Origin of the sequence: Thioalkalivibrio sp. AKL6 (assembly GCF_000376905.1) — a bacterium.
Lineage (GTDB): Bacteria > Pseudomonadota > Gammaproteobacteria > Ectothiorhodospirales > Ectothiorhodospiraceae > Thioalkalivibrio > Thioalkalivibrio versutus.
In genome coordinates this window covers 292,746-319,121 of the sequence record NZ_AQXS01000008.1, presented here as the reverse complement: position 1 = coordinate 319,121, position 26,376 = coordinate 292,746, and the positions used below count along the sequence as shown (strand labels likewise).

Here is a 26,376-nt window from a genome sequence, read left to right as displayed (position 1 = left end):
CTCCTGAAGGTTGCAAAACGCTGAAGTGTAGCTGATCACGTTTGTTACCCCGTGTTAAGGGGTTCACAAAGCCTAGGGAAGCATTAGATCAGCGTGGCCCTAGGAGTTCAGGAGTTGCCATGAGCTGGGTAGTCGATCTCGCCGATCTGACCATGAACGATGTCGCCCGGGTGGGTGGCAAGAATGCCTCGCTGGGCGAGCTGCTGGGGCAGCTCGGCGCCGCCGGGGTGCGCGTGCCGGGCGGATTTGCCACGACCGCGGATGCCTATCGCGCCTTGCTGGCGAAGGACGGGCTGGATGCGCAGATCAAGGCCCGCCTGGCGGATCTGGATATCGACGACATCGAGGCCCTGCGCGCGGCCGGGCGCGAGGTGCGCGGCTGGGTCGAGCAGGCCGAACTGCCGGGCGAGCTGGAGGAGGCGGTGCGCGAGCACTACGCGCAACTGGGCGATAACGTGCCGGTGGCGGTGCGTTCCTCGGCCACCGCCGAGGACCTGCCCGAGGCCTCGTTCGCCGGGCAGCAGGAGACCTTCCTCAACGTGCGCGGCATTGATGCCCTGCTGCAGCGGCTGCGCGAGTGCTTCGCCAGTCTCTACAACGACCGCGCCATCGCCTACCGCGTGCACAACGGCTTCGCCCATGACGAGGTCGCGCTGTCGGCCGGCATCCAGCGCATGGTGCGTTCCGACATCGGCGCCAGCGGCGTGATCTTTACCCTGGATACCGAGAGCGGCTTCCGCGATGCGGTGTTCATCACCGGGGCCTGGGGCCTCGGCGAGACGGTCGTGCAGGGTGCCGTGAACCCCGACGAATATCAGGTCTACAAGCCGGCGCTGGCAGCTGGCAAGCGCGCCATCATCGGCCGTGCCCTGGGCACCAAGGCCGTGCGCATGGTGCTGACGGAGGACGGCACCCGCACCGAGGACACCCCGACGGACCTGCGCCACCGCTTCTGCCTCTCGGATGCCGATGCCGAGCAGCTGGGCCGCTATGCGGTCGCCATCGAGCAGCACTACGAACGGCCGATGGACATCGAGTGGGCGCAGGATGGCGAGACCGGCGAGCTGTTCATCGTGCAGGCACGCCCGGAGACGGTGGAGAGCCGGGTCGAGCTGGGCGCGGGCGAGCGCTACGAGCTGGCACCGCACGACGCCGAGCCGGTGGTGACCGGCCGTGCAATCGGCTCGAAGGTGGGGGCCGGTATCGTGCGCGTGCTGGATTCGCCGGATGCCATGCACGCCATGGAGGAAGGCGACATCCTGGTCGCGGACATGACCGACCCCGACTGGGAGCCGGTGATGAAGCGCTCCGCTGCGATCGTGACCAACCGCGGCGGGCGTACCTGCCACGCGGCGATCATCGCCCGCGAGATGGGCATCCCGGCGGTGGTCGGTTGCGGCGATGCCACCGAAGTTCTCTCCGATGGGATGGAGGCGACGGTCTCCTGCGCGGAGGGCGACGACGGGCACGTGTACCCCGGCAGGCTCGACTACACGGTCAAGAAGACCGATATCGGCGAACTGCCGGAGTTGCCGGTCAAGCTGATGCTGAATGTGGCCAACCCCGGGCGGGCCTATGCCTTCTCGCAGCTGCCACACGCCGGGATTGGTCTGGCGCGGCTGGAGTTCATCATCAACGGCACCATCGGCGTGCACCCGCTGGCGCTGCTGGACTATGCTGAGGACCCGAACCGCCTCGAGCCCGAGGTGCAGGAGCAGATTGCCGAGCACCTGCGTGGCTTTGACGACGGTCCGCGCGAGTTCTTCGTGCGCAAGCTGTCCGAGGGCATCGCCACGCTGGCGGCGGCCTTCGCGCCGGAACCGGTGATCGTGCGCCTGTCCGACTTCAAGTCTAACGAGTACGCCCATCTGATCGGTGGTGCCGGCTACGAGCCGCACGAAGAGAACCCCATGCTTGGCTTTCGCGGGGCCTCACGCTACCGCTCGGAGGTCTTTCGTCCGGCGTTCGCCATGGAGTGCGAGGCGTTGCGCCGGGTCCGCGACGAGATGGGCCTGGACAATGTTCAGGTTATGGTCCCGTTCGTGCGTACGCTTACCGAGGCCGAGGACGTGATCCGGGTGCTGGGCGAGGAGGGCCTGCGCCGCGGCGAGCAGGGCCTGAAGATCGTGATGATGTGCGAGATCCCGTCGAATGCCCTGCTGGCGGCGCGCTTCCTCGAGCATTTCGACGGCTTCTCCATCGGCTCCAACGATCTGACCCAGCTGACCCTGGGGGTCGACCGCGACTCCGGACTGGTGGCGGATTCCTTCGACGAACGCAACGATGCGGTGAAGGCGCTCTTGAGCATGGCGATCCGCGCCGCCCGCCGCGCCGACAAGTACATTGGAATCTGCGGCCAGGCCCCGTCCGACTATCCGGATCTGGCGGTCTGGCTGATGAGCGAGGGTATCGATTCGCTGTCGCTGAATCCCGATTCGCTGCTCTCCACCTGGGAGCAACTGGCGAAGGTCGGGGGGGGCGACAGATGACTGAGTCCGTCGCCCAATGCCCGCAGGTCTATCTGGTCTCGGACGGCACCGGGATCACCGCAGAGGCCCTGGCGCGCTCGCTGTTCACCCAGTTCCCGGATGTCGACCCGGCTTGGCACCGGCTGCCCTTTGTGCAGACGCCCGGGCGTCTGGCCGCCGTGTTCGCCCGGGTCGAGGCTGGGCCGCAGCCCGCACTGGTGGTGGCCACCCTGGCCAATGCTGACTTGCGGGCTGATCTGCACCAGAGCTCGGTGCCGGTGATTGACGTCTTCGGGGAGCACGTCGAGCGGCTGGAGGGGCTGCTGGGGGTGGCCTCGCAATCGGCTTCCGGGCGTGCCCACGGCATGGGCGATGTCAGCCGCTATGACCGGCGCATCGAGGCCCTGAACTACACCCTCGCCCATGATGACGGTTTGGCCGTGCAGGACCTGTCGGTCGCCGATGTCGTGCTGCTGGGTGCCTCGCGTTCCGGCAAGACGCCGACCAGCCTCTATCTGGCCATGAACTACGGGCTGTTCGCGGCGAATTACCCGCTGGTCCCGGAGGACCTGCGCCAGGGCGACATCCCGCACATGCCGGAAGGGCTGCGAGGTCTGGGTAGGCGCCTGGTGGGGCTGACGATCACCCCGCAGCGGCTCGCGCAGATCCGCGAGGGCCGACGGCCCGACAGCCGTTATGCCAGTCTGGCCCAGTGCCGGGCCGAGTGTGCGGCGATCCAGGAGTTCCTCGACAGCTGGCAGATCCCGCATCTGGATGTGACCGAGCTGTCGATCGAGGAAATCGCGACCCGGGTGCGCGACTGCATGGATGCCCGCCGCGGCGTTTGATCAGCGCCTCCCAGGGAGACGCTGATTCATTCGCACGACCGCGCTCGAGTCGATTTTGCTCGCTGACAAGGCGCGGTGAGCGAAGTGTAGCCGAGCTACATAAGCGAGCCGCAACGCAGTCAGCGAACCCGAATTTTGAAGGCAATGGCGGCCGAGCCCCTTCGGGGTTGACGCCCCATTTTCCCCGATCCTGCGTTGCCCGCTTGACCGTAGAGTGCTACGGCACTGCGCACCGCGCCTTGTCTCGGAAAAAATGGGGCGTCAACGCGGACGGGCGGATGGATCCGCGCCTCCCTGGCTTGGCATCCCGCCGGGCTTGCCGGAGAATGGGCGCGGTTCACTCGCTGCATCGCAAGGAGTCTGCATGCCCGCCACCGGAACCGGACAAGAGATCGCCATCTTCCTCGTTGGCGTTGTCTTCGGGATTTATATCATCCTGTTGATTTTGAGGACGATCTTCGGCCTGGTGCGGGCCGATTACTACAACCCGATCTCGCAGACCATCGTGATGCTGACCGACCCGCCGTTGCGGGTGTTGCGGCCCGTGATCCCCTCGGTCGGGCGGGTCGACTTGGCCGCGATCGTGCTGATGATCGTGCTCAAGTTCATCGAAATCTGGTTGCGCGTGCTGATTGTGGGTGTGGATGCCGGGGTCGGGATTATCCTTGCCGTGGCAATCCGGGAATTGCTGACCACGGTGATCTGGGTCTTCATCATCGCGCTTATTGCCGAGGTGGTGATGAGCTGGCTTCAGGCGGGGGGCGGTTCCACCAACAATCCCATCATGCGGCTGGCGGGGGCGGTGAACCGCCCCATCCTCGGCCCTCTGCGCCGGGCCCTGCCGAATACCGGCGCGATCGATTTTTCGCCAATGATCGCCCTGGTTGGGCTTTATATCTTGCTGATTATCGTGCGCTCTTTTTGAGGTGGATTGCCGTCCGGGCGAAATGCACGGGGCGGCCTTGCCTGTTCGGGTGCAAAACGGGCTAGACTCGGGACGAGGGGCCCCTGCGGCAATGCCGCCGCCAGGTCCCCGTTTCTCAAACGGAACAGGAGTCAGTCATGGCAAGAGTGCATCGGGTCATCACCGGCTTTCTCGTCGCATTGGCGGCGGTTGCTCTCGGAAGCTCGATCGCATCCGCCAACGAGGCGGAGTTCGACAATTACGTCGTCTACTACAACGTGATCAACACCACCTTCCTGTCCCCGGAGGTCGCGCGGGCCTATGACGTGCGGCGCAGTTCCAACCGGGCCATGGTCAACATCAGCGTGATGGAGCGGGGCGATAACGGCTTGCAGGCGGTCTCCGCGGAAGTCAGTGGCTCGGCCACCAACATGAACGACCAGATGCGCAGCCTGCGCTTCCGCGAGATTCAGGACGGTGATGCCATCTATCACCTCTCCGAGGTGACGGTGCGTGGCGGGGAAACGCTCGAGTTCCAGATCGACATTACCCCGGCGGACAGCGACCGCACGCTGCCGATCCGTTTCACCCGCGACTTTTACGCCGACTGAGCCCCGCCCCGGCGCTCGCGAACGATGCCCCGCTCGTCCGGGCGGGGCATCACAGCACCAGGCCTAGCAGCATCCATGCGCCGTACAGTGCGACCCCGCCGCCGGCGATCCGGCGGACCCAGGGGCGGCGCACGAAGGCCGCCAGGCGCGCGGCGAATACCCCCATCAGCAGCAGATTCGGCAGCGTCCCCAGGGCGAAGGCCCCCATCAGGGCGGCCCCTTCCAGCGCGCCGCCGGCACTGAGCGACCAGGCCAGCACGCTGTACACCAGGCCGCAGGGCAGCCAGCCCCACAGCCCGCCGACCATCAGCGCCTGACCGGCATGGCGCACTGGCAGGAAACGCCGGCCCAGCGGCTCGATGCGGCGCCACAGCACGCCACCGGCCTGTTCCAGGCGGGCCAGGACCGGCCACCAGCCCCCGAGATAGAGCCCGAGCAGGATCAGGAAGACGGCGGCGATGCCCTGGAGGATCGCCTGCCCGGCGGGCAGGCCGCCGAGCAGGCTGGCCCCCAGCCATCCCGCCAGCGCGCCGGCGACCACGTAACTCGCCATGCGCCCGAGGTTATAGGCCAGCAGGAGGTCGAGCCCGGGTCCGCGGCGGCCGTGGCCCATGGAGATCGCGCCGACGATGCCGCCGCACATCCCCAGGCAGTGCACGCCACCGAGGATGCCCACGGCCAGGGCCGCCAGCAGGGTACCCGGATCACTCATCAGAAAGTGCCTCGGTCAGCGAGGGTCGGCCGCATCGCCGAGCACCTCGTGCTTGGTACGGATGAAGGTCGCGTGCGGGATGTAGAGCAGGTCTGCCAGGTGCCGGATTACCGCTTCCTGGCGCTTGTTGAGGTCGCGGTTGGCCCAGGCGGCACGCCACAGGGCGCGCATGATGTCGGTCTTCTGCCCGGCATCAAAGGATGCGTTCACTTCGCGCACCATGGGGTGGATGGAGATCAGTTCGTCGCTGTCCTCCTGGGCAATCTCCAGCATCGCATCGGCGGTATCACTGTCCAGCCGGAACAGTTCGATCAGGCTGGCGCGCACGGATTCCAGTTCCTCGGCGTGCAGATCAAAGTCGGCCCGGCAGACCTCCATGATCAGCGCCGCCGCGGCGCGTTGCAGGCGCTCCTCGGGGGCGCCCTCGGGGCGGTCGCTGCGTTCGGCGCCCAGCAGGCGCTGCCAGTGGCTGCGTAGTTGTTCGATCAAGTCAGGGTCTCCGTGGTCTTGCGCTGTGCGGTATGGTGCCCGAATGGAACCCGCCCGGCCCGAATCCCCCGATCTGCTTCTGCTCTCCGGCGGCATCGAGAGCAGCGCCTTGTTGGCGCAGGAGCATGCCGCCGGCCGCTCGTTGCGTGCCGTGTGGGTCGACTACGGCCAGCGCAATGCCGCGCGCGAATGGGCCGCCGTGGAACACCTGGCGGGCGTGTACGCGTGCATGCCCATTGCCCTGGATCTGCAGTCCCTGCGCTTGGTGTTTACCCGTCGCAACGACTGGGTCGGGCATGTGCCGCTGCCGCAGCGCAATCTGTTGGTGCTGGCCCTGGCGGTCAACCTGGCCGAGCACCACGGCGCGGCACGCATCCTGCTGGCGCTGAACCGCGAGGATCAGGGGCATGGTCCGGGTTCGCAACCGGGGTTTGTGCAGCAGGTCTCGGACCTGGCCGCAGGTCTGGTGCCCGGCCTGCAGGTCGAGGCCCCGCTGATCGACCGGAGCAAAGCCGAGATCATTGCCGCCACCGACCCGCTGGGGATCGACTGGCGCCACACCTGGAGCTGCCTTCTGGCACAATCGCGCCAGTGCGGGCGTTGCCCGCAGTGTCAGGCCCGGCGTGCCGCGTTCGCCGCGGCCGGCATCCCCGACCCGACCGACTACCGCGAAGCCCCCCGATGACCGATCCCGCCATTCCCCGTCATGTCTCCGAGCGTCTGGAGATCGCCATCCTTACCGGTGAGACCCTGCAACTGAACTGGGTCGAGCCCAATTCCAGCCAGGCCTGGTGGGGCAAGGTGACCCCGCGCGAGGTGCGCGAGGCGGACGGGTGCCACTGGCTCGACGGGGAATGCGAGGGCCGTACGGTGCAGATTCGTCTGGACTTGATCCGCAATCTGCCGACACCGGTCAAGTAGCCGCCACGCCTCCCGGGTTGGTCAGGCCGGGCAACAGGTCCGCGAGCGATTCCAGCAGTTCGAAGTCCTCCGAGTGCATGGGCTCGCCGCGCTCGTCCGGGTAGCGCATCCCCCGCAGTTGGGCGATCCCTGCTCCGGCGGCGCTGGCCAGCGCCAGCAGGTTGTCGTCCACTAGCAGCGTACGTTCCGGGTCGTACGGTGCGACCCGCTGCAGGCGTTCCCAGAAGCTGCCGTCTTCCTTGGCGCAATCGAGGTCGTGGGCGGAGACAATGGTATCCAGGCGGTCACCAATGCGGGTGAGCCGGTGCTTGAATGCGTAGACCTGCGGGTGGGCGTTGGTGACCAGCACCCGCTGCCGCCCGGCCCTTTGCAGGGCACCCAGGACTTGATCGGCATGCGGTTTCAGGACGATGTGGTGGGCCAGCTCGCGTTTCAGGCCGAGGATGTCCAGACCGGTGAAGCGGGTCCAGTGATCCACGCAGTACCATTCCAGCTTGCCGCGCACCCGCTGCATCTCGTCCTCCAGGCGGCGGCGCGCGCATTCCGGGTCATCCGGTTGGCAGCGGATGTATTCCTGCGGGATCAGTTCACGCCAGAAGCGATTGTCGAAATGCAGATCCAGCAGCGTCCCGTCCATGTCGAACAGCACGGTGTCGATGCGATCCCAGGCGATCGCGTCGGGGGCCGCGGGCGGGTGCGGATTTTTTTCGGGGTTTTGCAGGTCCACAGCTAACGGCTACACGAAAGAGGGTGACGACGATGGCCCCCATGGTACCCCAATCGCGGTTCCTTCCCGCGCCCCTGCTTCTTGCGCTGATGGCGCTGCCGCTGGCGGTGCAGGGAATGGACCCCGGTGACCCGGACTACGACCCGCTGGAGGACGACAGCCTGTGGGGCGAGACGGTCTCGCCGGACCAGACCCAGACCACCAGTCCGGAGCTGACCTTCCTGCTGGAGGAGCCGGACCGGACTCCGCATCACCACCAGAACCAGATCCGCATCACGCAGTCCTCGCTGGAGGACGGCTGGGCCGATCTGCGCCAGTGCCACAATGATGTGGCAGCCATTCGGCGCATGGTCATTGTGTACAATGAGGCGACCATCGACGAGCTCCAGGTCGAGTCCACCCGCAACATCGAATCCGCGCGTGCCGAGGGCGATCGCGTGGACCTGCGCGGGGTGCAGCGGGACGCCGAGGTCTGCGTGACCGCGCGCATGAAGATCGTCGAGGACGAGGGGGATGGCGTCTATCGCCTGGAGAACGGCCCGTTCGTGCGCCGCTTCCTGGATGGCTACTTCCCGATGCGTGTCACCATGGCCGTGAGCTGGGGCGATCTCGACCTGCGCCTGGCGGAGACCGAGCCGGCCGACCAGGACGGGTTCGAGGTGGCCACCTCCGATCACGGCTTCATGTTCGACACCCTGTTCGAGGGCGAACTGCGCACCCTGGTGCGGCTACGCAACAGCCATTAGGGAAGCGCTGACGCATTTACCCGCTCGCGCTCGACGCGTTTGCGTGCGAACAAGGTGCGGTGACCGCCGTGTAGTCCCTTTGCTACAGGTGAGCCGCAACGTCATGCGCGCAAAAAAGCGGCCGACCCCCGTGGGGTGCCAACGCGAGCGTGTACATTAATCAGCGTTTCCCTACATCTCTCCCGGAGGGCGCATGAGCCGAGACAAGCCGGATGTCCAGGGGCGGCGTACGGTCGCCAGCAGCCGCCTGTTCGAGGTGGAGGAGCTGGATCTCGAATTCAGCAATGGCGCGCGCACCTGTTTCGAGCGTCTGGTCAGTCGCGGCCACGGGGCGGTGATCATCGCCCCGGTGCAGACCGACCGGACCGTCCTGTTGATCCGCGAGTATGCCGCCGGCACCCACCGCTACGAGCTGGGTCTGCCCAAGGGACGGATGGAGGCGGGCGAGGACATCCTGACTGCCGCCAACCGCGAGATCATGGAGGAGGTCGGCCACGCCGGGCATCGCCTGACCCACCTGGGCGCGCTGACCGTGGCACCCGGCTACATGGCCCACCAGACCCATCTGGTGCTGGCCGAGGACCTGTATCCGCAGGCCGCGGAAGGCGACGAGCCGGAGGCGCTCGAGGTGGTCCCCTGGTCGCTGGACCGGCTGACCGAGCTGGTCGCCCGGGAAGACCTGACCGAGGCGCGCTCCATCGCCGCGCTGTACATGGTGCGCGATTACCTCGACGCCTGAGCGCAACCCTGCCAAGCTAGGCGGAACGTTCCGGGAAAACGGGAGTTCCCCATGCATGCTCCGCCGAAGGATTCGGCTCTTACTGCCCTGATGCACGAGGTGGCTGCGCTGGCCGACCAGGCCGGCCACGCGATCCTCGAACTCTACGAGACGCGCTTTGCGGTCACCGAAAAGGCCGATCATTCGCCGCTCACCGAGGCCGATCTGGCTGCCCACCGGATCCTTGCCCATGGGCTGGCCGACATCGACCCCGACTGGCCCGTGTTGTCGGAGGAGGGGCAGGACGTGCCTTTCGAGCGCCGTCGCCAGTGGCAGACCTACTGGTTGATCGATCCCCTCGACGGCACCCGCGAGTTCGTCAAGCGCAGCGGCGAATTTACCGTGAACGTGGCCCTGATCCACGACCACGAGCCGGTGCTGGGCGTCGTCTGGTGCCCGGTGCTCAAGCGCCTGTACGCCGGTCATCGCGATGGCGTGGCCATTCGCCGTGATGAGGATCAGCCCCCGCGGGAAATCGCAGTGGCGCGCGACCGTATTGGCACCGATCACCCATTGGTGGCGGGCAGCCGTTCGCACGGGGCGGAGCGACTCAAGGTCGCCCTCGACCGTCTGGGTCCCCACGACCTGGTCAGCATGGGCAGCTCGATGAAGCTGTGCCTGGTGGCCGAGGGAGCCGCCGACATCTATCCGCGTCTGGGGCCCACCAGCGAGTGGGATACCGGCGCGGCGCACGCCGTGGTCCGGGCCGCGGGCGGACGGGTGACGGATCTCCACGGGCAGGAGCTGCGCTACAACACGCGCGAAAGCCTGCTGAACCCGGAATTCCTGGTGTGCGCGGGCAACCCCGACGGCTGGTTGCGCCGCCTGGGGCTTCCCGACGCCTGAGTCCCGCGCTCCGTGTCAGGCGGCGCCGTTGGTCCGCGACGGGGCCACCGGCTCCGGCGTGATATCCCAGATCCGGTCGGCGTAGTCGCGCACCGTGCGGTCGATGGAGAAGTACCCCATGCGCGCGACATTCAGGATGGCTGCCTCGGCCCATGCGGTACGGTCGGCGTACAGGGCATCCGCCCGGTCGCAGGCCGCGGCGTAGGCCGGATAGTCGGCGATGACGAAGAACGGGTCCTCGTGGCGCAGGTAGCGCCCAAGGTCGCCATGGGTCCCCGGGTCGTCGCAGGTAAAGAACCCCGATTCGATCATCTCCACCGCGGCGGCCAGGTTGGGCTGCTGCGCCAGGATGGCCTCGGGGCTCGGGCCGTTGCGGCGATGCTCGACCACCTCGTCGGCAGTCATGCCGAAGATGAAGATGGACTCCTCGCCCACCGCGTCGCGGATCTCGATGTTGGCGCCGTCCAGCGTGCCGATGGTCAGGGCGCCGTTCAGCGCCAGCTTCATGTTGCCGGTGCCGGAGGCCTCGAAACCGGCGGTGGAAATCTGTTCGGAGACATCGGCCGCCGGGATGATGATGCTGGCGGAACTGACCTCGTAGTTGGGGAAGAACACGCACTTCAGGCGGTCGCCCACGACCGGATCGTGGTTCACGATGTCGGCCACCTCGTTGATCACCTGGATGATGCCCTTGGCGCGGGCATAGCCGGGTGCGGCCTTGCCGCCGAACAGGACCACGCGCGGCGGGACGTCCTCGCCGGCACGGATGCGCCGGTAGAGATCCACCACGTGCAGGAGCTTCAGCAATTGACGCTTGTATTCGTGGATGCGCTTGATCTGCACGTCGAACATCACGTCCGGGTTCAACTCCACGCCGGTGCGCTCGCGGACCAGGTCGGTCAGGCGCTGCTTGTTGGCGCGCTTCACGTCCATGAACGCCTTTTGCAGTTCGGGATCCTGGGCGTAGGGCTCCAGCGCGCGCAGACGGTCCAGGTTGTACTGCCAGTCGTTGCCGATGCGCTGGCCCAGCAGTTCGGTGAGCGCGGGGTTGGACTGGATCATCCACAGGCGCGGGGTCACGCCGTTGGTGACATTGACGAAGCGCTCCGGCCACAGGGCGTAGAAGTCCTCGAACAGGGTCTCCTGCAACAGCTGGGTATGCAGCGCGGCCACGCCGTTGACGTGGTGCGAGCCGACCACGGCCAGGTGGGCCATGCGCACGCGGCGGCCATGGTCCTCGTCGATGATGGACAGCCGGGTCAGGCGGTCATTGTCCCCGGGGTAGCGGTGACGGACCTCTTCCAGGAAATCCTGGTTGATACGGTAGATGATCCCCATGTGCCGTGGCAGCACGCGCTCCATCAACTCCACCTGCCAGGTCTCGAGGGCCTCGGGCATCAGGGTGTGGTTGGTGTAGGCGAAGGTGCGCCGGCTCAGGTCCCAGGCGTGGTCCCAGGACTGTTCATGGTGGTCCACCAGCAGGCGCATCAGTTCCGCCACGGCGATCGCCGGGTGGGTGTCGTTGAGCTGGATCGCAATCTTGTCGGGCACTTCATCGAGGCTGTAGCCGAGTGCCAGATGGCGCTCCAGGATGTCCTGCAGCGAAGCGGAGACGAAGAAATACTCCTGTTTCAGCCGCAGTTCCTTGCCGACCGCGGTGGTGTCGTTGGGGTACAGAACCATCGAGATGGTCTCCGACTCGGCCTTGTCCGAGACGGCGCGGATGTAATCGCCCTCGTTGAAGTAGCGCAGGTCGAAGTCGCGGGTGGCCTTGGCCGCCCACAGCCGCAGATTGTTCACGTTGCGCCGGCCGTAGCCCGCCGTCGGGTAGTCGTAGGCCATGGCCAGGACTTCCTCGCCGTCCTCCCAGGTGTAACGAGTGGAGCCGTCGGGGCCATGATGCTCGACCACGTAGCCGTAGAAGTGGATCGGGAATTTGCGATCCGAGCGCGGGAATTCCCAGGGGTTGCCGTAGCGCAGCCAGTTGTCCGGGTGCTCGACCTGTTGGTAGGGCTCGAACTCCTGCCGGAACATCCCGAATTCATAGCGGATGCCGTAGCCGTAGCCGGGGTAGCCCTGGGTCGCCAGCGACTCGAGGATGCAGGCGGCCAGGCGCCCGAGGCCGCCATTGCCGAGGGCGGCGTCGTCTTCCAGGTCGAGGATGGTATCCAGGTTCACGCCGAGGTCCGCCATCGCCTGGCGTGCCGGCTCGAGGATGCCCATGTTGCGCAGGTTGGCCTCGAGCATGCGCCCGATCAGGTATTCCAGCGACAGGTAGTAGACGCGCTTGACGTCCTCGTCGGCGAATTGCCGGCGGGTCAGCAGGCGCCGCTCCACCATGCGTTCACGGATGGCGAAGGCGAGAGCCTCCATCCAGTCGCGTTCGGTGGCTTCGCGCGGGTCTTCCCCCACCACGCGGACCACGGCATCGCGGATCGATTGCCGCAGGCCCTCCGCGTCGTTGGGGAGGTTGGGCAGGTGCGTGACTTCGGGGGCGGCCATCGGGTGGTTCTCCAGGAGGGGTAGACGCGCCGTTGCCTGGGGTTATCCCTCCCGGGCGACGGCGCGATAGCCGATATCTGTTCGGCAGTATATATCGTCGAAATGAATCTGTTGTACGGCCGCGTAGGCCTTTTTCTGCGCGGCCTTCACGTCCTCGCCGAGACCGACCACGCACAGCACGCGGCCCCCGGCGGTGACGATCGTTCCGTCTTCGCCCTGTGCGGTCCCGGCGTGGAACACGTGGGCATCGGGATCGCGTTCCACGGCCTCCAGGCCGGTGATGGCGTCGCCCTTGCGGTAGGTTCCAGGGTAGCCGCCGGCGGCGAGGACCACGCCCAGTGCCACGCGCGCATCCCACTCGGCCCGGACCTGGTCCAGGCGCCCTTCCAGCGCGGCCTCGACCAGTTCGCCGAGGTCGGAGTCCAGGCGACTCAGGATCGGCTGGGTCTCGGGGTCGCCGAAGCGGCAGTTGAACTCCAGCACCTTCGGGTTGCCCGCGGCGTCGACCATCACGCCGGCATAGAGAAAGCCGGTGTAGCGTTCGCCATCGGCGGCCATGCCCTGCACGGTCGGCTCGATAACCTCGCGCAGGATGCGCGCGTGCAGGGCATTTGTCACCACCGGGGCGGGCGAGTAGGCCCCCATCCCGCCGGTGTTCGGGCCCTGGTCGCCGTTGTCGCGTGCCTTGTGGTCCTGCGAGGAGGCCAGCGGCAGGACATGCTCGCCATCCACCATGCAGATAAAACTGGCCTCCTCGCCGCGCAGGAATTCCTCGATGACCACCCGGTTCCCGGCCTCGCCAAAGGCATTGCCGGCCAGCATGTCGTGTACTGCGGCGCGCGCCTCGTCTTCGGTCTGCGCCAGGATGACGCCCTTGCCGGCGGCCAGGCCGTCGGCCTTGACCACGATGGGTGCGCCGTGGGTGGCGATGAACTCAAGCGCTGCGGTCTCGTCCTCGAAGCTGCCGTAGGCGGCGGTCGGGATGCCGTGGCGTTGCATGAAGTCCTTGGCGAAGCTCTTCGAGCCCTCTAGCTGCGCCGCCTTCGCGGTGGGGCCGAAGCAGCGCCGGCCGGCGGCGCGGAACGCATCCACTACACCGGCGACCAGCGGGGCCTCCGGGCCGACGACCGTAAAGGCCACTGCCTCGCGCTCGGCCAGGGCCAGCAGCGCGTCGATGTCGGTGACGCCGATGTCGACGTTCTCGCACTTTGCCTCGCGCGCGGTCCCGGCGTTCCCGGGGGCCACCAGGACGCGCTCGATGCGCGGGGACTGCGCCAGCTTCCACGCCAGGGCGTGTTCGCGGCCGCCGTTGCCGATTACCAGTACGTTCATGGAATGCCCCGGATCAGTGGCGGAAGTGGCGCATGCCGGTGAACAGCATGGCGATGTCGTGCTCGTTGGCCGCGTCGATCACCTCCTGGTCGCGCATCGAGCCGCCGGGCTGGATCACCGCGGTGATGCCGGCCTCGGCCGCCGCGTCGATACCGTCGCGGAACGGGAAGAAGGCGTCCGAGGCCATGACCGAGCCGGCCACCTGCAGGCCCTCGTCGGCGGCCTTGATGCCGGCGATGCGCGCGGAATACACCCGGCTCATCTGCCCGGCACCGACCCCGATGGTCTGTTCGTCGCGGGCGTAGACGATCGCGTTGGACTTTACGTACTTGCCCACCTGCCAGGCGAAGCAGAGGTCCTTCATCTCCTGTTCCGAGGGCGCGCGCGCGGTCACGGTCTTCAGCTCCACATCGGCCAGGCTGCCGCGATCGGCATCCTGTACCAGGAGCCCGCCGCCGATGCGCTTGTAGTCGAGGCCGGGACCGACACCCGCCGGCGGGATCTCCAGCACGCGAACATTCTTCTTGGTGGCCAGGGCGCGCAGGGCGCCCGGGGTGATCTCGGGGGCGATGACCACCTCGACGAACTGGCGGCTGACGATCGCGTGCGCGGTGTCGCCGTCCAGCGGCCGGTTGAAGGCGATGATGCCGCCGAAGGCCGAGGTCGGGTCGGTCTGGAAGGCGCGTTCGTAGGCCATCAGCTGGGTCGGCGCGACGGCCACGCCGCAGGGGTTGGCGTGCTTGACGATCACGCAGGCCCCGGCCTCGAACTGGCGCACGCATTCCCAGGCGGCATCGGCGTCGGCCAGGTTGTTGTAAGAGAGTGCCTTGCCCTGGTGCTGGCGGTAGCTGGCCAGGGTGCCGGGTGCAGGCTGTGGATCACGATAGAACGCGGCACGCTGGTGCGGATTCTCGCCGTAGCGCAGGGTCTCGACGCGTTCGAAGGTGGCGTTCAGCTGTCCCGGGAACGGAGCCGCTTCGCCATCCTCGTCGAGGGCCGAGAGGTAGTTGCTGATCGCGGCATCGTAGCGCGCTACGTGATCGAAGGCCGCGACCGCCAGGCGGAAGCGCAGCGACTGCGGCACCTCGCCATGGTCGCCGATGGCCGCGGCGATCTCGCTGTATTGCTCGGGGCTGGTGGCCACGGCCACATCGCGGTAGTTCTTGGCCGCGGCGCGCAGCATCGCCGGGCCGCCGATGTCGATGTTCTCGATGGCGTCTTCCAGGCTGCAGCCGGGACGGGCCACCGTCGCCTCGAAGGGATAGAGGTTCACCACCAGCAGGTCGATCGGCGGGATGTCCTGCTCGGCCATCACCGCGGAGTCGATGTCGCGCCGGCCGAGCAGCCCGCCGTGGATGCGCGGGTGCAAGGTCTTGACTCGGCCATCCATGATCTCGGGGAAGCCCGTGTGCGCGGAAACCTCGATTACCGGAAGGTTGTTTTCGGCCAGCAGGCGGGCGGTCCCGCCGGTGGACAGAAGCTCGACGCCGCGTTCATGCAGGGCGCGGGCGAGCTCCACGACGCCGGTCTTCTCGGAGACCGACAAAAGGGCGCGCTGGATAGGGCGGCTGGGGGTCATGCGGGACCTCGGGATCGCTGCAAAACGACCATTATATCGAACGCGCGGCCCGGATGGATCGGCATTCGGCGTCGCGAAGGCGAGGTCGCCAGACGGGCCCTCAGCTTGTAATTTTTGCGCAAAACCTTCAGGGTATAAAAACGATTTCGGACACAACGCCCGCGTTCAGACGCATCGCGCGGCGCCGTAAACGATCCCCGAGCCAGGCGGGATGGGCCCGCCAGACCACGGCTCGGCATCCGGGTACCGATTGCCCTCCGGATGTGCAGGAAGAACCGGCCAGGCCGGTGTCGGGTGCTGCGAACAACGCACCTGGCGCATTGATACCCGAACACCGGGCGGCACCCGCCTGGCTCGATCGGGCTGCTGGCGAGACCGCCGTGTGATGCGGAGGTCGCGGTTTACTGCGTTTGCGGGGTGTTGTGCCGACGGATCGGCCTAGGGTCGGTCCAGTCACGCTTACAACAGCAGCAAAGCCAAGAGGAACCAGCATGGCAGCGAATATCAAGAATGATCAGGACTTCGGCGAGAAGCCGACCGAACGTCGCGATACCGAGAATTATCTCAACGAGTACACCACCGGCTTCGTCGACAAGTGGGATGACCTGATCGACTGGGACAACCGCGCCAAGAGCGAAGGCACCTTCTTCATCGAAGAACTGAAGAAGCGCGGCGCCAAGCGCGTGCTCGACGTCGCCGCCGGCACCGGCTTCCATTCCGTGCAGTTGCGTGAAGCGGGCTTTGACGTGGTGACCGCCGACGGCGCCCCCGAGATGCTCGTCAAGGCCTTCGAGAACGGTCGCAAGCGGGGTCACATCCTGCGCACCGTGCAGGCTGACTGGCGCATGCTGAACCGCGATATCTACGGCCGCTACGACGCCGTCGTCTGCCTGGGCAACTCGTTTACCCACCTGTTCAATGAACACGACCGCCGCAAGGCCCTGGCCGAGTTCTACTCCGCCCTGAACCACGATGGCGTGCTGATCCTCGACCAGCGCAACTACGACACCATCATGGACCACGGTTACTCGTCCAAGCACACCTACTACTACTGCGGCGACAACGTCCAGGTGCAGCCGGCCCACGTTGACGAAGGCCTGGCGCGCTTCCAGTACAAGTTCCCGGATGGCTCCGAGTACTTCCTGAACATGTTCCCGCTGCGCAAGGCCTATGTCCGCCGCCTGATGCGCGAGGTCGGTTTCCAGCATATCGAGACCTACGGGGACTTCCAGGAGACCTATCGCGAGAGTGATCCGGACTTCTTCATCCACGTGGCCGACAAGCGTTATATCGAGGGTGAGGAACGATGAGCGAGAACTACTCCGACGTAGTCGAAACCGCTCGGGACTACTACAACAGCGAGGACGCCGACACCTTCTACAAGATGGTGTGGGGTGGTGAAGACCTCCATATCGGGCTGTACGAGTACAAGGACGAGCCGATCGGCGACGCCAGCCGGCGCACGGTCGCCCACATGTCCGACCTGCTGGGCGAGCCGCAGCCGGAATGGCGCGTGCTCGACATGGGCGCCGGTTACGGCGGTGTCGCCCGCTACCTGGTGGAAAACTACGGTTGTGATGTCACCGCGCTGAACCTGTCCGAGAAGGAAAACGAGCGCGATCGCGAGATCAACAAGGCGCGCCACCTCGACGACAAGATCACCGTGGTCGATGGCTCCTTCGAGAAGGTCGACGAGCCGGACGCGTCCTATGATGTCGTCTGGTCCGAGGACTCCTTCCTGCACAGCCAGAATGAAGACAAGAAGAAGGTGATCCAGGAGGCCGCGCGCGTCCTGAAGCCGGGTGGCTGGCTGATCTTCACCGATCCGATGCAGACCGACGATTGCCCGGATGGCGTGCTGGACCCGATTCTGGCCCGCATCCACCTGGATTCGCTGGCGAGCCCGGCGCTGTACCGCGAGGCGGCCAAGGCGGCCGGCCTGGAAGAGGTCAGCTTCGAGGAGCACTCCGGTCAGATCTCGACCCATTACGGTCGCGTGAAGCAGGAGCTCGAGTCCCGCGAGGAGGAGCTGAAGAACTACATCTCGCAGGACTACATCGACCGCATGAAGCAGGGCCTGCAGCACTGGATCGATGGCGGCAACTCGGGCTACCTGACCTGGGGCATCTTCCGCTTCCGCAAGCCGGCCCGCTAGGTCGCGCGCGAGGAGGCTGCTGGCCGCCGTCAGGCGGGCAGCCGCCTCCAGACCCCGTCCATGCGGCCTTCGAGCGGCTGGAAACGGGTCTTGTATTCCATCTTCGGTGCCTGGTCGATCCAGTAGCCGAGGTAGACATGGGGCAGGCCCAGGCGGTGCGCATGTGCCACCTGGGTCAGGATTGCGAGGGTGCCCAGGCCGCGGCGCGGCTGATCCGGATCGAAGAAGCTGTACATCGCCGACAACCCCTGTGGGGTGCGATCGGTGACGGCCACCGCGACCAGCGTGTCGGCCTGGCGGAATTCGATTAGATCCACTGGGCCGTTGCGGTGGGCGAGCATCCCCGCGTATTCCTCGCGACCCATCTGTTCCATGCCACCGCCCGTGTGACGGGCGGTCTGGTAGCGCGAGAACAGCGGCATGTGCTCGTCGAGATCGGCGGCGGGCGATGTCCCGGGCTGTTCCGGCGGCCGGCGGATCGTCACCGCGAGATCGCGGTTGCGCTCCAGGCAGCGGCGCTGGCTCCGGTTCGGGCGGAAGGCCGCAACCGGGATGCGTACGGGCACGCAGGCCGCGCACCCGGGGCAGTGATGCCGATAAACAAACTGACCGCTGCGGCGAAAGCCCTCGGCCAGTAGCTGGCCGAAGCGCGCGCCGCCCAGGCTGACCGCGGGGTCGACCAGCAAACTCTGCATCTCGCGGTCGTCCAGATAGGGGCAGGCCTGCGGGGCAGTAATGAACCAGCGGATCGGATGTTCCTGCATGACGCTATCGTGACAGCTCTGTTCATGGGCGCAACCAGGCCGCATCCGGGGCTGCGACGCAATTTGAAAGAGCCTGCCACCAGGGTGGGCTCCACGCGCGGGATGGAACCCCGGCGTGTACACTTATCCCATTCGAAACCAATGGTGTACGGCACATGACGGCAACACGAAACGATATCGAGAACGCGCTGAAAGAGCGCATCCTGATCCTGGACGGCGGTATGGGCACGACCATCCAGCTGTACAAGCTGGAGGAGGCCGACTACCGCGGCGAGCGCTTCAAGGACTGGGAGTCCGACCTGAAGGGCAACAACGACCTGCTGTCCCTGACCCGTCCGGACATCATCGAGCAGATCCATAACGACTACCTCGAAGCCGGTGCCGACATCATCGAGGCGAACACCTTCAACGGTACCCGCATCGCGATGGCGGACTACCACATGGAGGACCTGGTCCCCGAGCTGAACCGCGAATCCGCGAAGCTCGCGCGCAAGGCGGCCGACGCCTGGACCGAAAAGACCCCGGACAAGCCGCGCTATGTCGCCGGCATCCTCGGCCCGACCAACCGCACCGCGTCGATCTCCCCGGATGTGAATGACCCGGGTGCGCGTAACGTGGACTTCGACACCCTGGTCGCGTCCTACAAGGAGGCCGCCGAGGCCCTGGTCGAGGGTGGCGTCGATCTGCTGCTGATCGAGACGGTGTTCGATACCCTGAACGCCAAGGCCGCGATCTTCGCGGTGAAGACGCTGGAAGACGAACTCGGGAAGGAACTCCCGATCATGATCTCCGGCACCATCACCGACGCCTCCGGCCGTACCCTGTCCGGCCAGACCACCGAGGCGTTCTGGAACTCCGTGCGTCACGCCAACCCGGTGTCCATCGGCCTGAACTGTGCCCTGGGCGCGAAGGAAATGCGCCAGTATGTGGCCGACCTGTCGCGCATCGCCGATACCTTTGTCTCCGCGCACCCGAACGCCGGTCTGCCGAACGAGTTTGGTGACTATGACGAGAGCCCGGAACAGATGGCCGAGGACGTTGGCCCCTGGGCCGAATCGGGTCTTCTGAACATCATCGGCGGCTGCTGCGGCACGCTGCCGGAGCATATCCGGGCCATGCGCGAGGCGGTCGAGAAGCACGCCCCGCGCAAGCTTCCGGAGATCGAGCCGGCCTGCCGCCTGTCGGGTCTCGAGCCGTGCAACATCACCGACGACTCGCTGTTCGTGAACGTCGGTGAGCGCACCAACGTGACCGGCTCGCGCAAGTTCCTGCGCCTGATTCAGAACGAGGAATTCGATGTCGCGCTGGAAGTCGCGCTGAACCAGGTCGAGGGCGGTGCCCAGATCATCGACATCAACATGGACGAGGGGATGCTGGAGTCGCAGGACGCGATGGTCCGTTTCCTCAACCTGCTGGCCGGCGAGCCCGACATCGCCCGCGTGCCGGTAATGATCGACTCCTCCAAGTTCGAGATCATCGAGGCCGGCCTGAAGTGCGTGCAGGGCAAGCCGGTGGTCAACTCGATCTCCATGAAGGAGGGCGAGGAAAACTTCATCAAGCAGGCCCAGCTGTGCCGCCGCTACGGCGCCGCGATCGTGGTCATGGCCTTCGACGAGGACGGCCAGGCGGATAACGAACAGCGCCGCGTCGAGATCTGCACCCGGGCCTACAAGCTGCTGACCGAGAAGGTTGGCTTTCCGGCCGAGGACATCATCTTCGACCCGAACATCTTCGCGGTCGCGACCGGCATCGAGGAGCACAACAACTACGGCGTGGACTTCATCGAGGCCACCCGCCGCATCAAGAACGACCTGCCGCACGCGCTGATCTCCGGTGGCGTGTCCAACGTATCGTTCTCCTTCCGCGGCAACGAGCCGGTGCGCGAGGCGATCCACGCCGTCTTCCTGTATCACGCCATCAAGGCGGGCATGGACATGGGGATCGTCAACGCCGGTCAGCTGGCCGTCTACGACGATATCGACGCGAAGCTGAAGGAAGCGGTCGAGGACGTGGTCCTGAACCGCCGCGACGACGCCACTGACCGTTTGCTCGAACTGTCCGAGGAGTACAAGGGCCAGGGCGGCGGCAAGAAGGAAGAGAACCTCGAATGGCGCGAATGGGAAGTCTCCAAGCGCCTCGAGCACTCCCTGGTCAAGGGTATCGACACCTACGTGGTCGACGACACCGAAGAGGCCCGCCAGGCTTACGACCGCCCGATCCAGGTGATCGAGGGGCCGCTGATGGACGGCATGAACGTGGTTGGCGACCTGTTCGGCGAGGGCAAGATGTTCCTGCCGCAGGTGGTCAAGTCCGCGCGCGTGATGAAGAAGGCCGTGGCCCACCTGATCCCGTACATCGAGGCCGAGAAGACCGGCACCGAGAACAACGGCCGGATCCTGATGGCCACGGTGAAGGGCGACGTCCACGACATCGGCAAGAACATCGTCGGCGTGGTGCTGCAGTGCAACAACTTCGAGGTCATCGACATCGGCGTGATGCAGCCGGGGGCCGATATCCTGAAGGCGGCCAAGGAGCATGACGTCGACGTCATTGGCCTGTCCGGCCTGATTACCCCCTCGCTGGAGGAGATGGCGAACTTCGCCGCCGACCTCGAACGTGAAGGCATGAAGACCCCGCTGATGATCGGCGGCGCGACCACCTCGCGCGCCCACACCGCGGTGAAGATCGAGCCGAACTACTCCGGTCCGGTGGTCTGGGTGAAGGACGCCTCGCGTGCCGTGGGCGTGGCCCAGAGCCTGATCAGCCCCGAGCTGCGCGAGAAGTACGCCGCCGACATCCGCGAGGAGTACGAGAAGCTGCGCGTGCAGAACGCCGGGCGCAAGAAGAAGACCCAGTGGGTCACGCTCGACAAGGCGCGCGCCAACAAGCCGAAGATCGACTGGTCCGACTACACGCCGCCGAAACCGAAGGCGCTGGAAACCGACGAACTGCCGGGGCAGCCGAAGGTGCTGCACCCGCATGGCGACGGCACCGTACTGCTGCGCTTCGATGATTACGATCTCAACGAGGTCGCCAAGTACATCGACTGGACGCCGTTCTTCCACTCCTGGCAGCTGCACGCCGCCTACCCGCGCATCCTGGATGACGAGAAGGTCGGCGAAGAGGCGCGCAAGCTGTTCAAGGATGGCAAGGAGATGCTGAAGCGGATGATCGACGAAAAGTGGGTCACCTGCCGTGGCGTGGTCGGCTTCTTCCCGGCGAACACCGTTGATGACGACGACATCGAGGTGTACACCGACGACAGCCGCTCCAAGGTCCTGAAGAAGCTGCACCATCTGCGTCAGCAGACCGAGAAGCGTCGCGGTCAGCCGAGCCATTCGCTGGCCGATTTCGTGATGCCGAAGGAAGCCGGTGGTCCGGACTACATCGGGGCCTTCGCGGTCAGCGCCGGTGGTGATGTCGACGCCAAGGCCAAGGAATACGAAAAGGCCAACGACGACTATCACGCCATCCTCGTGAAGAGCCTGGCGGACCGTCTGGCCGAGGCCTTTGCCGAGTGCATGCACTACCATGTGCGCCGCGAATACTGGGGCTATGTCCCCGACGAGTCGCTGGAGAACGAGGACCTGATCGAGGAGAAGTACCAGGGTATTCGTCCGGCGCCCGGCTACCCGGCCTGCCCGGAGCACACCGAGAAGGCGACCTTGTGGGAGATGCTGCAGCCGGAAGAGCACGCTGACATGACGCTCACCGAGAGCTTCGCCATGCTGCCGGTCTCGGCCGTCTCCGGCTGGTACTTCGCGCATCCGGAATCGCGCTACTTCGGTCTCGGCAAGGTCAACCGCGACCAGGTCGAGGACTACGCCAAGCGCAAGGGCATGTCGTTCGAGGAGGCCGAGCGGTGGCTCGCGCCGAACCTCGGCTACGACGACAGCGACGAGGCCAAGGCGGAAGCCAAGGCCGAGCGCGACGCCCGGACCGCGTAACTTCGCGATCCTGCCCCGGGCGGGCCGGCTGACCGGCCCTTACCCGGCAAACTGCGAGCCCCGCCCCGTGCGGGGCTCGCTTTGTTTGGGGTGCCGCGCCAAACTGGACGGGCTTGTCCCCAACTGGAGTCCGCGCATGTCCGCTCGTGAACCCGCGATCGACGCTCGACCGGCGATGTTCCGCAATCATCCGTTCGGTTTCATCCTCAGCGTGTTACTGATCCCGGCCTTCGGCCTCGGCTTGCTGATCCTGTTGTGGTGGTACCTCCAGGCGCGCTCGGTCCGCCTGCGCATCGACGCCGATCAGGTCCATCTGGAGCGGGGCCTGCTGTCGAAGTCGCATGTGGACCTCGACATCGGCCAGATCCGCACGGTGAAGGTCGATCAGAGTTTTTTCGACCGCATCTTCCGCGTGGGTCGCATCGCGGTGTACACCACCGGGGACAACCCGGAATTCCGGGTTAACGGCATCCCGGACCCCAACCGGGTGCGCGAATATGTGCGAGGCCGTCGGGAGGGCGTGGCATGAGCCGTGCGGACCGGCGGGACAGCCGTCTGGCGCTGCGCATCCTGCTTGGCACCTCGGCGCTGGTCGCGTTGCTGGTGGCTTTGCTGGTGCTGGCGGCAGCGGTGTCCCTGCCGGGGCTGTCGGACTGGGTCGCGCTCACCTTTGATGATGGTATGGGCCTGAAGAACGCGGCCCTGGTCGCGGCCATCGTCTCGGTGCTGGTGTCGATCGTGTTCGCCCTGGCCGCCGGCGAGGGCCTGATCGGGGAGCTGCAGTTCATGATCCCCGGTTTCTTCCTGTTCTTTGTGTTCTTCTGGTTGATGCTGGCCTGGATCTTTTGATCCACGCCCGCTCCCCGTGCATCCTGCCCCTCTGTCTCAACCCCGGAGCCCCCAAGCGTGACCACTGACGCGGACAACGAGTCGAACCCCCAGCACCACCTGACCCTGCGCCCGACGCGGGTCGAGGACTACGAGGACATCCGCGAGATCATGGAGCGGGTCTATGACGACCTCGACGGTGCCTGGAGCGAGGCGCAGTTCCGCTCCCAGGTGATGCGCTTCCCCGAGGGCCAGATCTGCATCGAGGACAACGGCAAGGTGGTCGCCGCGGCGATCAGCCTGATCGTTGAATACAAGCGCTTCGGCGATCAGCACAATTACTGGCAGATCACCGGGAATGGCTTCCTGACCACCCACGACCCGGACGGCGACACGCTGTACGGCGTGGACATCTTCGTGCATCCGGACTATCGCGGGCTGCGCCTGGGCCGGCGCCTGTACGACGCGCGCAAGGAGTTGTGCGAGAAGCTGAACCTGCGGGCGATCGTCGCCGGTGGGCGTATCCCCGGCTACGAGCCGTACCGCGACGAGCTGACGCCGCAGCAGTACGTACGCCGGGTGAAGAACCACGAGATCATCGACCCGATCCTGACCTTCCAGCTGGCGAACGACTTTCACGTCCGCAAGATCATCACCAACTACCTGCCGGACGACGAGAAGTCCGGGGCCTACGCGACGCTGATCGAGTGGCTGAACATCTACTACGAGGAGAAGGAAAAGCTGATCGGCGGCAGCCGCTCGGACGTGCGCATCGGCGTCGTCCAGTGGCAGATGCGCCCGACGGTGGACTTGGACTCCCTGTTCCAGCAGGTGGAGTATTTCGTCGATGCGGTTTCCGGCTATCGCTCGGACTGCGTGCTGTTTCCGGAGTTTTTCAACGGCCCGTTGATGGGGGCCTTCAACCAGGACTACCCGGCCGAGGCCGTGCGCCGGCTGGCCGAGTACACCGAGGCGGTCCGCGAGGAGATGGTGCGCCTGGCGCTGGCCTACAACATCAACATCGTGGCCGGCTCGATGCCCGAGTACACCGACGACGTGCTGCGCAATGTCTCCTATCTGTGCCGCCGCGATGGCACCTGGGACCGCCAGTACAAGATCCACGTGACCCCGGACGAGGTGTCCTACTGGGGCCTGCAGGGCGGCGACGAGGTGCATGTCTTCGACACCGACTTCGGCAAGATCGGGATCCTGATCTGCTACGACGTGGAGTTCCCCGAACTGCCGCGGGTGATGGCCGATCACGGCCTGCAGATCCTGTTCGTGCCCTACTGGACCGACACCAAGAATGCCTATCTCCGGGTACGGCGCTGCGCCCAGGCCCGCGCGATCGAGAACGAGTGCTACGTGGTCATGTCCGGCTCGGTAGGCAACCTGCCCAAGGTCGAGAACATGGACATGCAGTACTCCCAGGCTGCGGTGTTCACGCCTTCCGACTTTGCCTTCCCGCATGACGCGGTGGCGGCGGAGGCCACCCCGAACACCGAGATGACCCTGATCGTGGATCTCGACCTCGACAACCTGAAAGAGCTGCGCAACCACGGCTCGGTGCGCAACCTGCGTGATCGTCGGCGCGACCTCTATTCGGTCAAGTGGAAGTCGAAGCCCGTGTAGCAAACACGGAGCGGTGTTCGCGCATGATGCTCCGCGGGCCGATCGCCCGGAGCGAGAAAGTGTGAACCGGTTCCGGTTGCCCCGGCGACCCCACTGGCATCCGGACGCGGGGGCCCGTAGTCTTGCGACTCTAGGGATGCTCGGCCACTGGGAATCCAGCGTGGTCGACGGCCGTGCCGCTGTCAGGCGGGCGGATGTCAGTCAGGGGGAAGCATGAGCGATCAGATACCGGACCCAAAACGCGCCGCGATCCTCGTGGTGGATGACTCCAAGGTCATCCGGGTTGCGTTGCAACGTATTCTGCAGGGTCAGAACACCGTCTACGAGGCGGCCGACGGCGAACAGGCCCTGGAGCTGCTGCAGCAGTATCCCGATATCGGGCTGGTGCTGACCGATCTCTCGATGCCGGGCATCGACGGCCAGGATCTCCTGCTGCGTATTCGTGATGGCGTCGATGATCTCCCCACGGACCTCCCGGTGGTGATCGTGACCGGTCAGGAGAGCGACGAGGCGGCCAGCGACGAATGGCGTTCACTGGGGGCCAATGCCGTCCTGATGAAGCCGTTTGTTCCCACCCGCGTGCGCGAGGTCGTGGCCGAACTCCTGCCACCGCCGCCGGTCCCCGAGCCGCCCCCCTCCGGAGCGGCCCCCGACTCCGCCGAGAACCAGGCGCTGCGCGACGAGGTCGAGCGCCTGCGCCGCGAGTTGATGCTGCGACAGCAATCCTCCAATGAGCGCGAGGCGCAGAAAGAGCTGGAGCGTCTGCGCAACGCCCTGGGCGAGGCCCGCGACGAGTCCACAGCGGCGTTCCAGCGCGCGGAAGAGCGGGATCGCGAAATCGAGGCCCTGCAGGGTCGTCTGGAGGAGGCGGAGACGGCGCTGGCCGAGGCGCGGGCGCGGGACGAAGAGGTCGCGGCAGCAGCCGAACAGGCCGCGGCCCGCGAGGAGGAGCTTGCGGCCTTGCGTGTGCGTGTGGAAGAACTCGAGGCTGAGGGCGCCCCGGAGTCGACCGAGCCCGACCGCGAGACCGAACAACTGCGTAGCCGGGTGCGCGAGCTCGAGAGCGAGAATGTCCGTCTGGACCACGAGCTCGTCGACCTGGAGCGCCAGCGCGAGGAGGAGCAGACGGAGCTGAAGGTGGCGCGGGGCGAGGCCGAACGCCTGCGCCGCGAGCGCAACCAGCAGTGCGAGCGCGCCGCGGCGGCCGAGAAGGCCCAGGCCGAGGCCGAGCAGCGCTGTACGGATAGCCAGGATTCGGCTTCGGATCTGGGTGACCGCCTGGTGGCCCGCGAGCGGGAGCTGGCGGAGGCCCAGCAGCGCAACCAGGACCTGCGTGGCCGCATCCGTGATCTGGAACATGCCCTGACCGGCCACAGCACCACCGCTGCTGCGGAGCCGGCGAGCGAGCCGAGTCGGGGCGAACCGGTCAAGGCGGAGCCGGAGGACAGCCTGCGAGCGTCCCTGTTCGATGCGCAACACGCGCGACCCGCGCGTCTGGGGCGTCGCCGCTGGTTCCGGCTGGCGTTTTTCGGGGTGCTGGCGGTGATCGTGGTCCTGGGGGTGGCGATCTACCTGCGCGGGATCTGA

Annotated in this window: 23 protein-coding genes; 16 read left to right on the top strand and 7 right to left on the bottom strand. The window is 66.2% G+C overall.

Annotated features, from left to right (window positions below; translation table 11 throughout):
- The first annotated feature begins 119 nt into the window (after window positions 1-119).
- The 4 genes from ppsA to D575_RS0104625 all read left to right on the top strand — a co-directional run bounded on the left by ppsA (window position 120) and on the right by D575_RS0104625 (window position 4,831).
- The gene (gene ppsA / locus D575_RS0104640) at window positions 120-2,489 is read left to right on the top strand and encodes a phosphoenolpyruvate synthase (RefSeq protein WP_018144748.1); all 2,370 of its coding nucleotides are present in this window, start codon (window positions 120-122) and stop codon (window positions 2,487-2,489) included.
- On the top strand, window positions 2,486-3,316 hold the full coding sequence (locus tag D575_RS0104635) for a pyruvate, water dikinase regulatory protein (RefSeq protein WP_018144747.1): 831 nt from the start codon (window positions 2,486-2,488) through the stop codon (window positions 3,314-3,316). Before ppsA ends, D575_RS0104635 begins: the two co-directional genes overlap by 4 nt.
- A 364-nt stretch (window positions 3,317-3,680) precedes the next feature.
- Window positions 3,681-4,241 (top strand): YggT family protein, encoded by a 561-nt coding sequence (locus D575_RS0104630; RefSeq protein WP_018144746.1) that lies wholly within the window; start codon window positions 3,681-3,683, stop codon window positions 4,239-4,241.
- A 137-nt stretch (window positions 4,242-4,378) separates the two neighbouring features.
- Window positions 4,379-4,831 carry a DUF4426 domain-containing protein gene (locus tag D575_RS0104625; RefSeq protein ID WP_018144745.1) on the top strand — a complete coding sequence of 151 codons (453 nt, stop codon included), beginning with the start codon at window positions 4,379-4,381 and terminating at the stop codon, window positions 4,829-4,831.
- A 49-nt stretch (window positions 4,832-4,880) separates the two neighbouring features.
- Here D575_RS0104625 and D575_RS0104620 read toward each other — a convergent pair whose 3' ends face one another.
- Together D575_RS0104620 and D575_RS0104615 are read right to left on the bottom strand one after the other, a co-directional pair.
- Window positions 4,881-5,543: a sulfite exporter TauE/SafE family protein gene (locus tag D575_RS0104620; protein WP_018144744.1), complete on the bottom strand. Its 663-nt coding sequence runs from the start codon at window positions 5,541-5,543 to the stop codon at window positions 4,881-4,883.
- Between the two features lie 15 nt (window positions 5,544-5,558).
- The gene (locus D575_RS0104615; RefSeq protein ID WP_018144743.1) at window positions 5,559-6,032 is read right to left on the bottom strand and encodes a TerB family tellurite resistance protein; all 474 of its coding nucleotides are present in this window, start codon (window positions 6,030-6,032) and stop codon (window positions 5,559-5,561) included.
- Between the two features lie 43 nt (window positions 6,033-6,075).
- Between D575_RS0104615 and D575_RS0104610 the strand changes: the two genes are divergently transcribed.
- On the top strand, window positions 6,076-6,717 hold the full coding sequence (locus D575_RS0104610; RefSeq protein WP_018144742.1) for a 7-cyano-7-deazaguanine synthase: 642 nt from the start codon (window positions 6,076-6,078) through the stop codon (window positions 6,715-6,717).
- Window positions 6,714-6,953, top strand: coding sequence for a hypothetical protein (locus tag D575_RS0104605; protein ID WP_018144741.1), 240 nt, complete (start codon window positions 6,714-6,716; stop codon window positions 6,951-6,953). The genes D575_RS0104610 and D575_RS0104605 overlap by 4 nt, the downstream gene beginning before the upstream one ends.
- On the opposite strand, the gene D575_RS0104600 is transcribed toward D575_RS0104605, so the two are convergent.
- Complete coding sequence (locus tag D575_RS0104600) at window positions 6,946-7,680, bottom strand: HAD family hydrolase (RefSeq protein ID WP_018144740.1); 735 nt, start codon at window positions 7,678-7,680, stop codon at window positions 6,946-6,948. The two genes, D575_RS0104605 and D575_RS0104600, sit on opposite strands and share 8 nt — an antisense overlap.
- 32 nt (window positions 7,681-7,712) lie before the next feature.
- Here D575_RS0104600 and D575_RS0104595 point away from each other — a divergent pair, with 32 nt between their 5' ends.
- The 3 genes from D575_RS0104595 to cysQ all read left to right on the top strand — a co-directional run bounded on the left by D575_RS0104595 (window position 7,713) and on the right by cysQ (window position 10,050).
- Complete coding sequence (locus D575_RS0104595) at window positions 7,713-8,426, top strand: hypothetical protein (protein WP_018144739.1); 714 nt, start codon at window positions 7,713-7,715, stop codon at window positions 8,424-8,426.
- 193 nt (window positions 8,427-8,619) lie between these two features.
- Window positions 8,620-9,165 carry an ADP compounds hydrolase NudE gene (nudE, locus tag D575_RS0104590; RefSeq protein ID WP_018144738.1) on the top strand — a complete coding sequence of 182 codons (546 nt, stop codon included), beginning with the start codon at window positions 8,620-8,622 and terminating at the stop codon, window positions 9,163-9,165.
- Window positions 9,166-9,216: 51 nt separating this feature from the next.
- A complete protein-coding gene (gene cysQ, locus D575_RS0104585) occupies window positions 9,217-10,050 on the top strand; it encodes a 3'(2'),5'-bisphosphate nucleotidase CysQ (RefSeq protein ID WP_026182045.1) in 834 nt (277 codons plus the stop codon).
- Window positions 10,051-10,065: 15 nt separating this feature from the next.
- On the opposite strand, the gene D575_RS0104580 is transcribed toward cysQ, so the two are convergent.
- The 3 genes from D575_RS0104580 to purH are packed head-to-tail and all read right to left on the bottom strand — an operon-like array spanning window position 10,066 to window position 15,463.
- Window positions 10,066-12,552, bottom strand: coding sequence for a glycogen/starch/alpha-glucan phosphorylase (locus tag D575_RS0104580; protein ID WP_018144736.1), 2,487 nt, complete (start codon window positions 12,550-12,552; stop codon window positions 10,066-10,068).
- Between the two features lie 42 nt (window positions 12,553-12,594).
- Window positions 12,595-13,884, bottom strand: coding sequence for a phosphoribosylamine--glycine ligase (gene purD, locus D575_RS0104575; protein WP_018144735.1), 1,290 nt, complete (start codon window positions 13,882-13,884; stop codon window positions 12,595-12,597).
- Window positions 13,885-13,897: 13 nt separating this feature from the next.
- Window positions 13,898-15,463 carry a bifunctional phosphoribosylaminoimidazolecarboxamide formyltransferase/IMP cyclohydrolase gene (gene purH, locus D575_RS0104570; protein WP_018144734.1) on the bottom strand — a complete coding sequence of 522 codons (1,566 nt, stop codon included), beginning with the start codon at window positions 15,461-15,463 and terminating at the stop codon, window positions 13,898-13,900.
- A 491-nt stretch (window positions 15,464-15,954) separates the two neighbouring features.
- On the opposite strand from purH, the gene D575_RS0104565 reads away from it, so the two are divergent.
- Window positions 15,955-16,773 carry a class I SAM-dependent methyltransferase gene (locus tag D575_RS0104565; RefSeq protein WP_018144733.1) on the top strand — a complete coding sequence of 273 codons (819 nt, stop codon included), beginning with the start codon at window positions 15,955-15,957 and terminating at the stop codon, window positions 16,771-16,773.
- Window positions 16,770-17,618 (top strand): methyltransferase domain-containing protein, encoded by an 849-nt coding sequence (locus D575_RS0104560; RefSeq protein WP_018144732.1) that lies wholly within the window; start codon window positions 16,770-16,772, stop codon window positions 17,616-17,618. Before D575_RS0104565 ends, D575_RS0104560 begins: the two co-directional genes overlap by 4 nt.
- Before the next feature lie 29 nt (window positions 17,619-17,647).
- Here the strand turns inward: D575_RS0104560 and D575_RS0104555 are convergent, their stop codons facing one another.
- Complete coding sequence (locus D575_RS0104555) at window positions 17,648-18,382, bottom strand: arginyltransferase (RefSeq protein WP_018144731.1); 735 nt, start codon at window positions 18,380-18,382, stop codon at window positions 17,648-17,650.
- 155 nt (window positions 18,383-18,537) lie between these two features.
- Here D575_RS0104555 and metH point away from each other — a divergent pair, with 155 nt between their 5' ends.
- From metH to D575_RS0104530, 5 genes are all read left to right on the top strand, one after another.
- Window positions 18,538-22,329, top strand: a complete 3,792-nt coding sequence (gene metH, locus D575_RS0104550; RefSeq protein WP_018144730.1) for a methionine synthase — start codon at window positions 18,538-18,540, stop codon at window positions 22,327-22,329.
- A gap of 136 nt (window positions 22,330-22,465) precedes the next feature.
- Window positions 22,466-22,858 (top strand): PH domain-containing protein, encoded by a 393-nt coding sequence (locus tag D575_RS0104545; protein WP_018144729.1) that lies wholly within the window; start codon window positions 22,466-22,468, stop codon window positions 22,856-22,858.
- Complete coding sequence (locus D575_RS0104540) at window positions 22,855-23,178, top strand: hypothetical protein (RefSeq protein ID WP_018144728.1); 324 nt, start codon at window positions 22,855-22,857, stop codon at window positions 23,176-23,178. Before D575_RS0104545 ends, D575_RS0104540 begins: the two co-directional genes overlap by 4 nt.
- A 57-nt stretch (window positions 23,179-23,235) precedes the next feature.
- A complete protein-coding gene (locus D575_RS0104535; protein WP_018144727.1) occupies window positions 23,236-24,789 on the top strand; it encodes a bifunctional GNAT family N-acetyltransferase/carbon-nitrogen hydrolase family protein in 1,554 nt (517 codons plus the stop codon).
- A 213-nt stretch (window positions 24,790-25,002) separates the two neighbouring features.
- The gene (locus D575_RS0104530) at window positions 25,003-26,376 is read left to right on the top strand and encodes a response regulator (RefSeq protein WP_018144726.1); all 1,374 of its coding nucleotides are present in this window, start codon (window positions 25,003-25,005) and stop codon (window positions 26,374-26,376) included.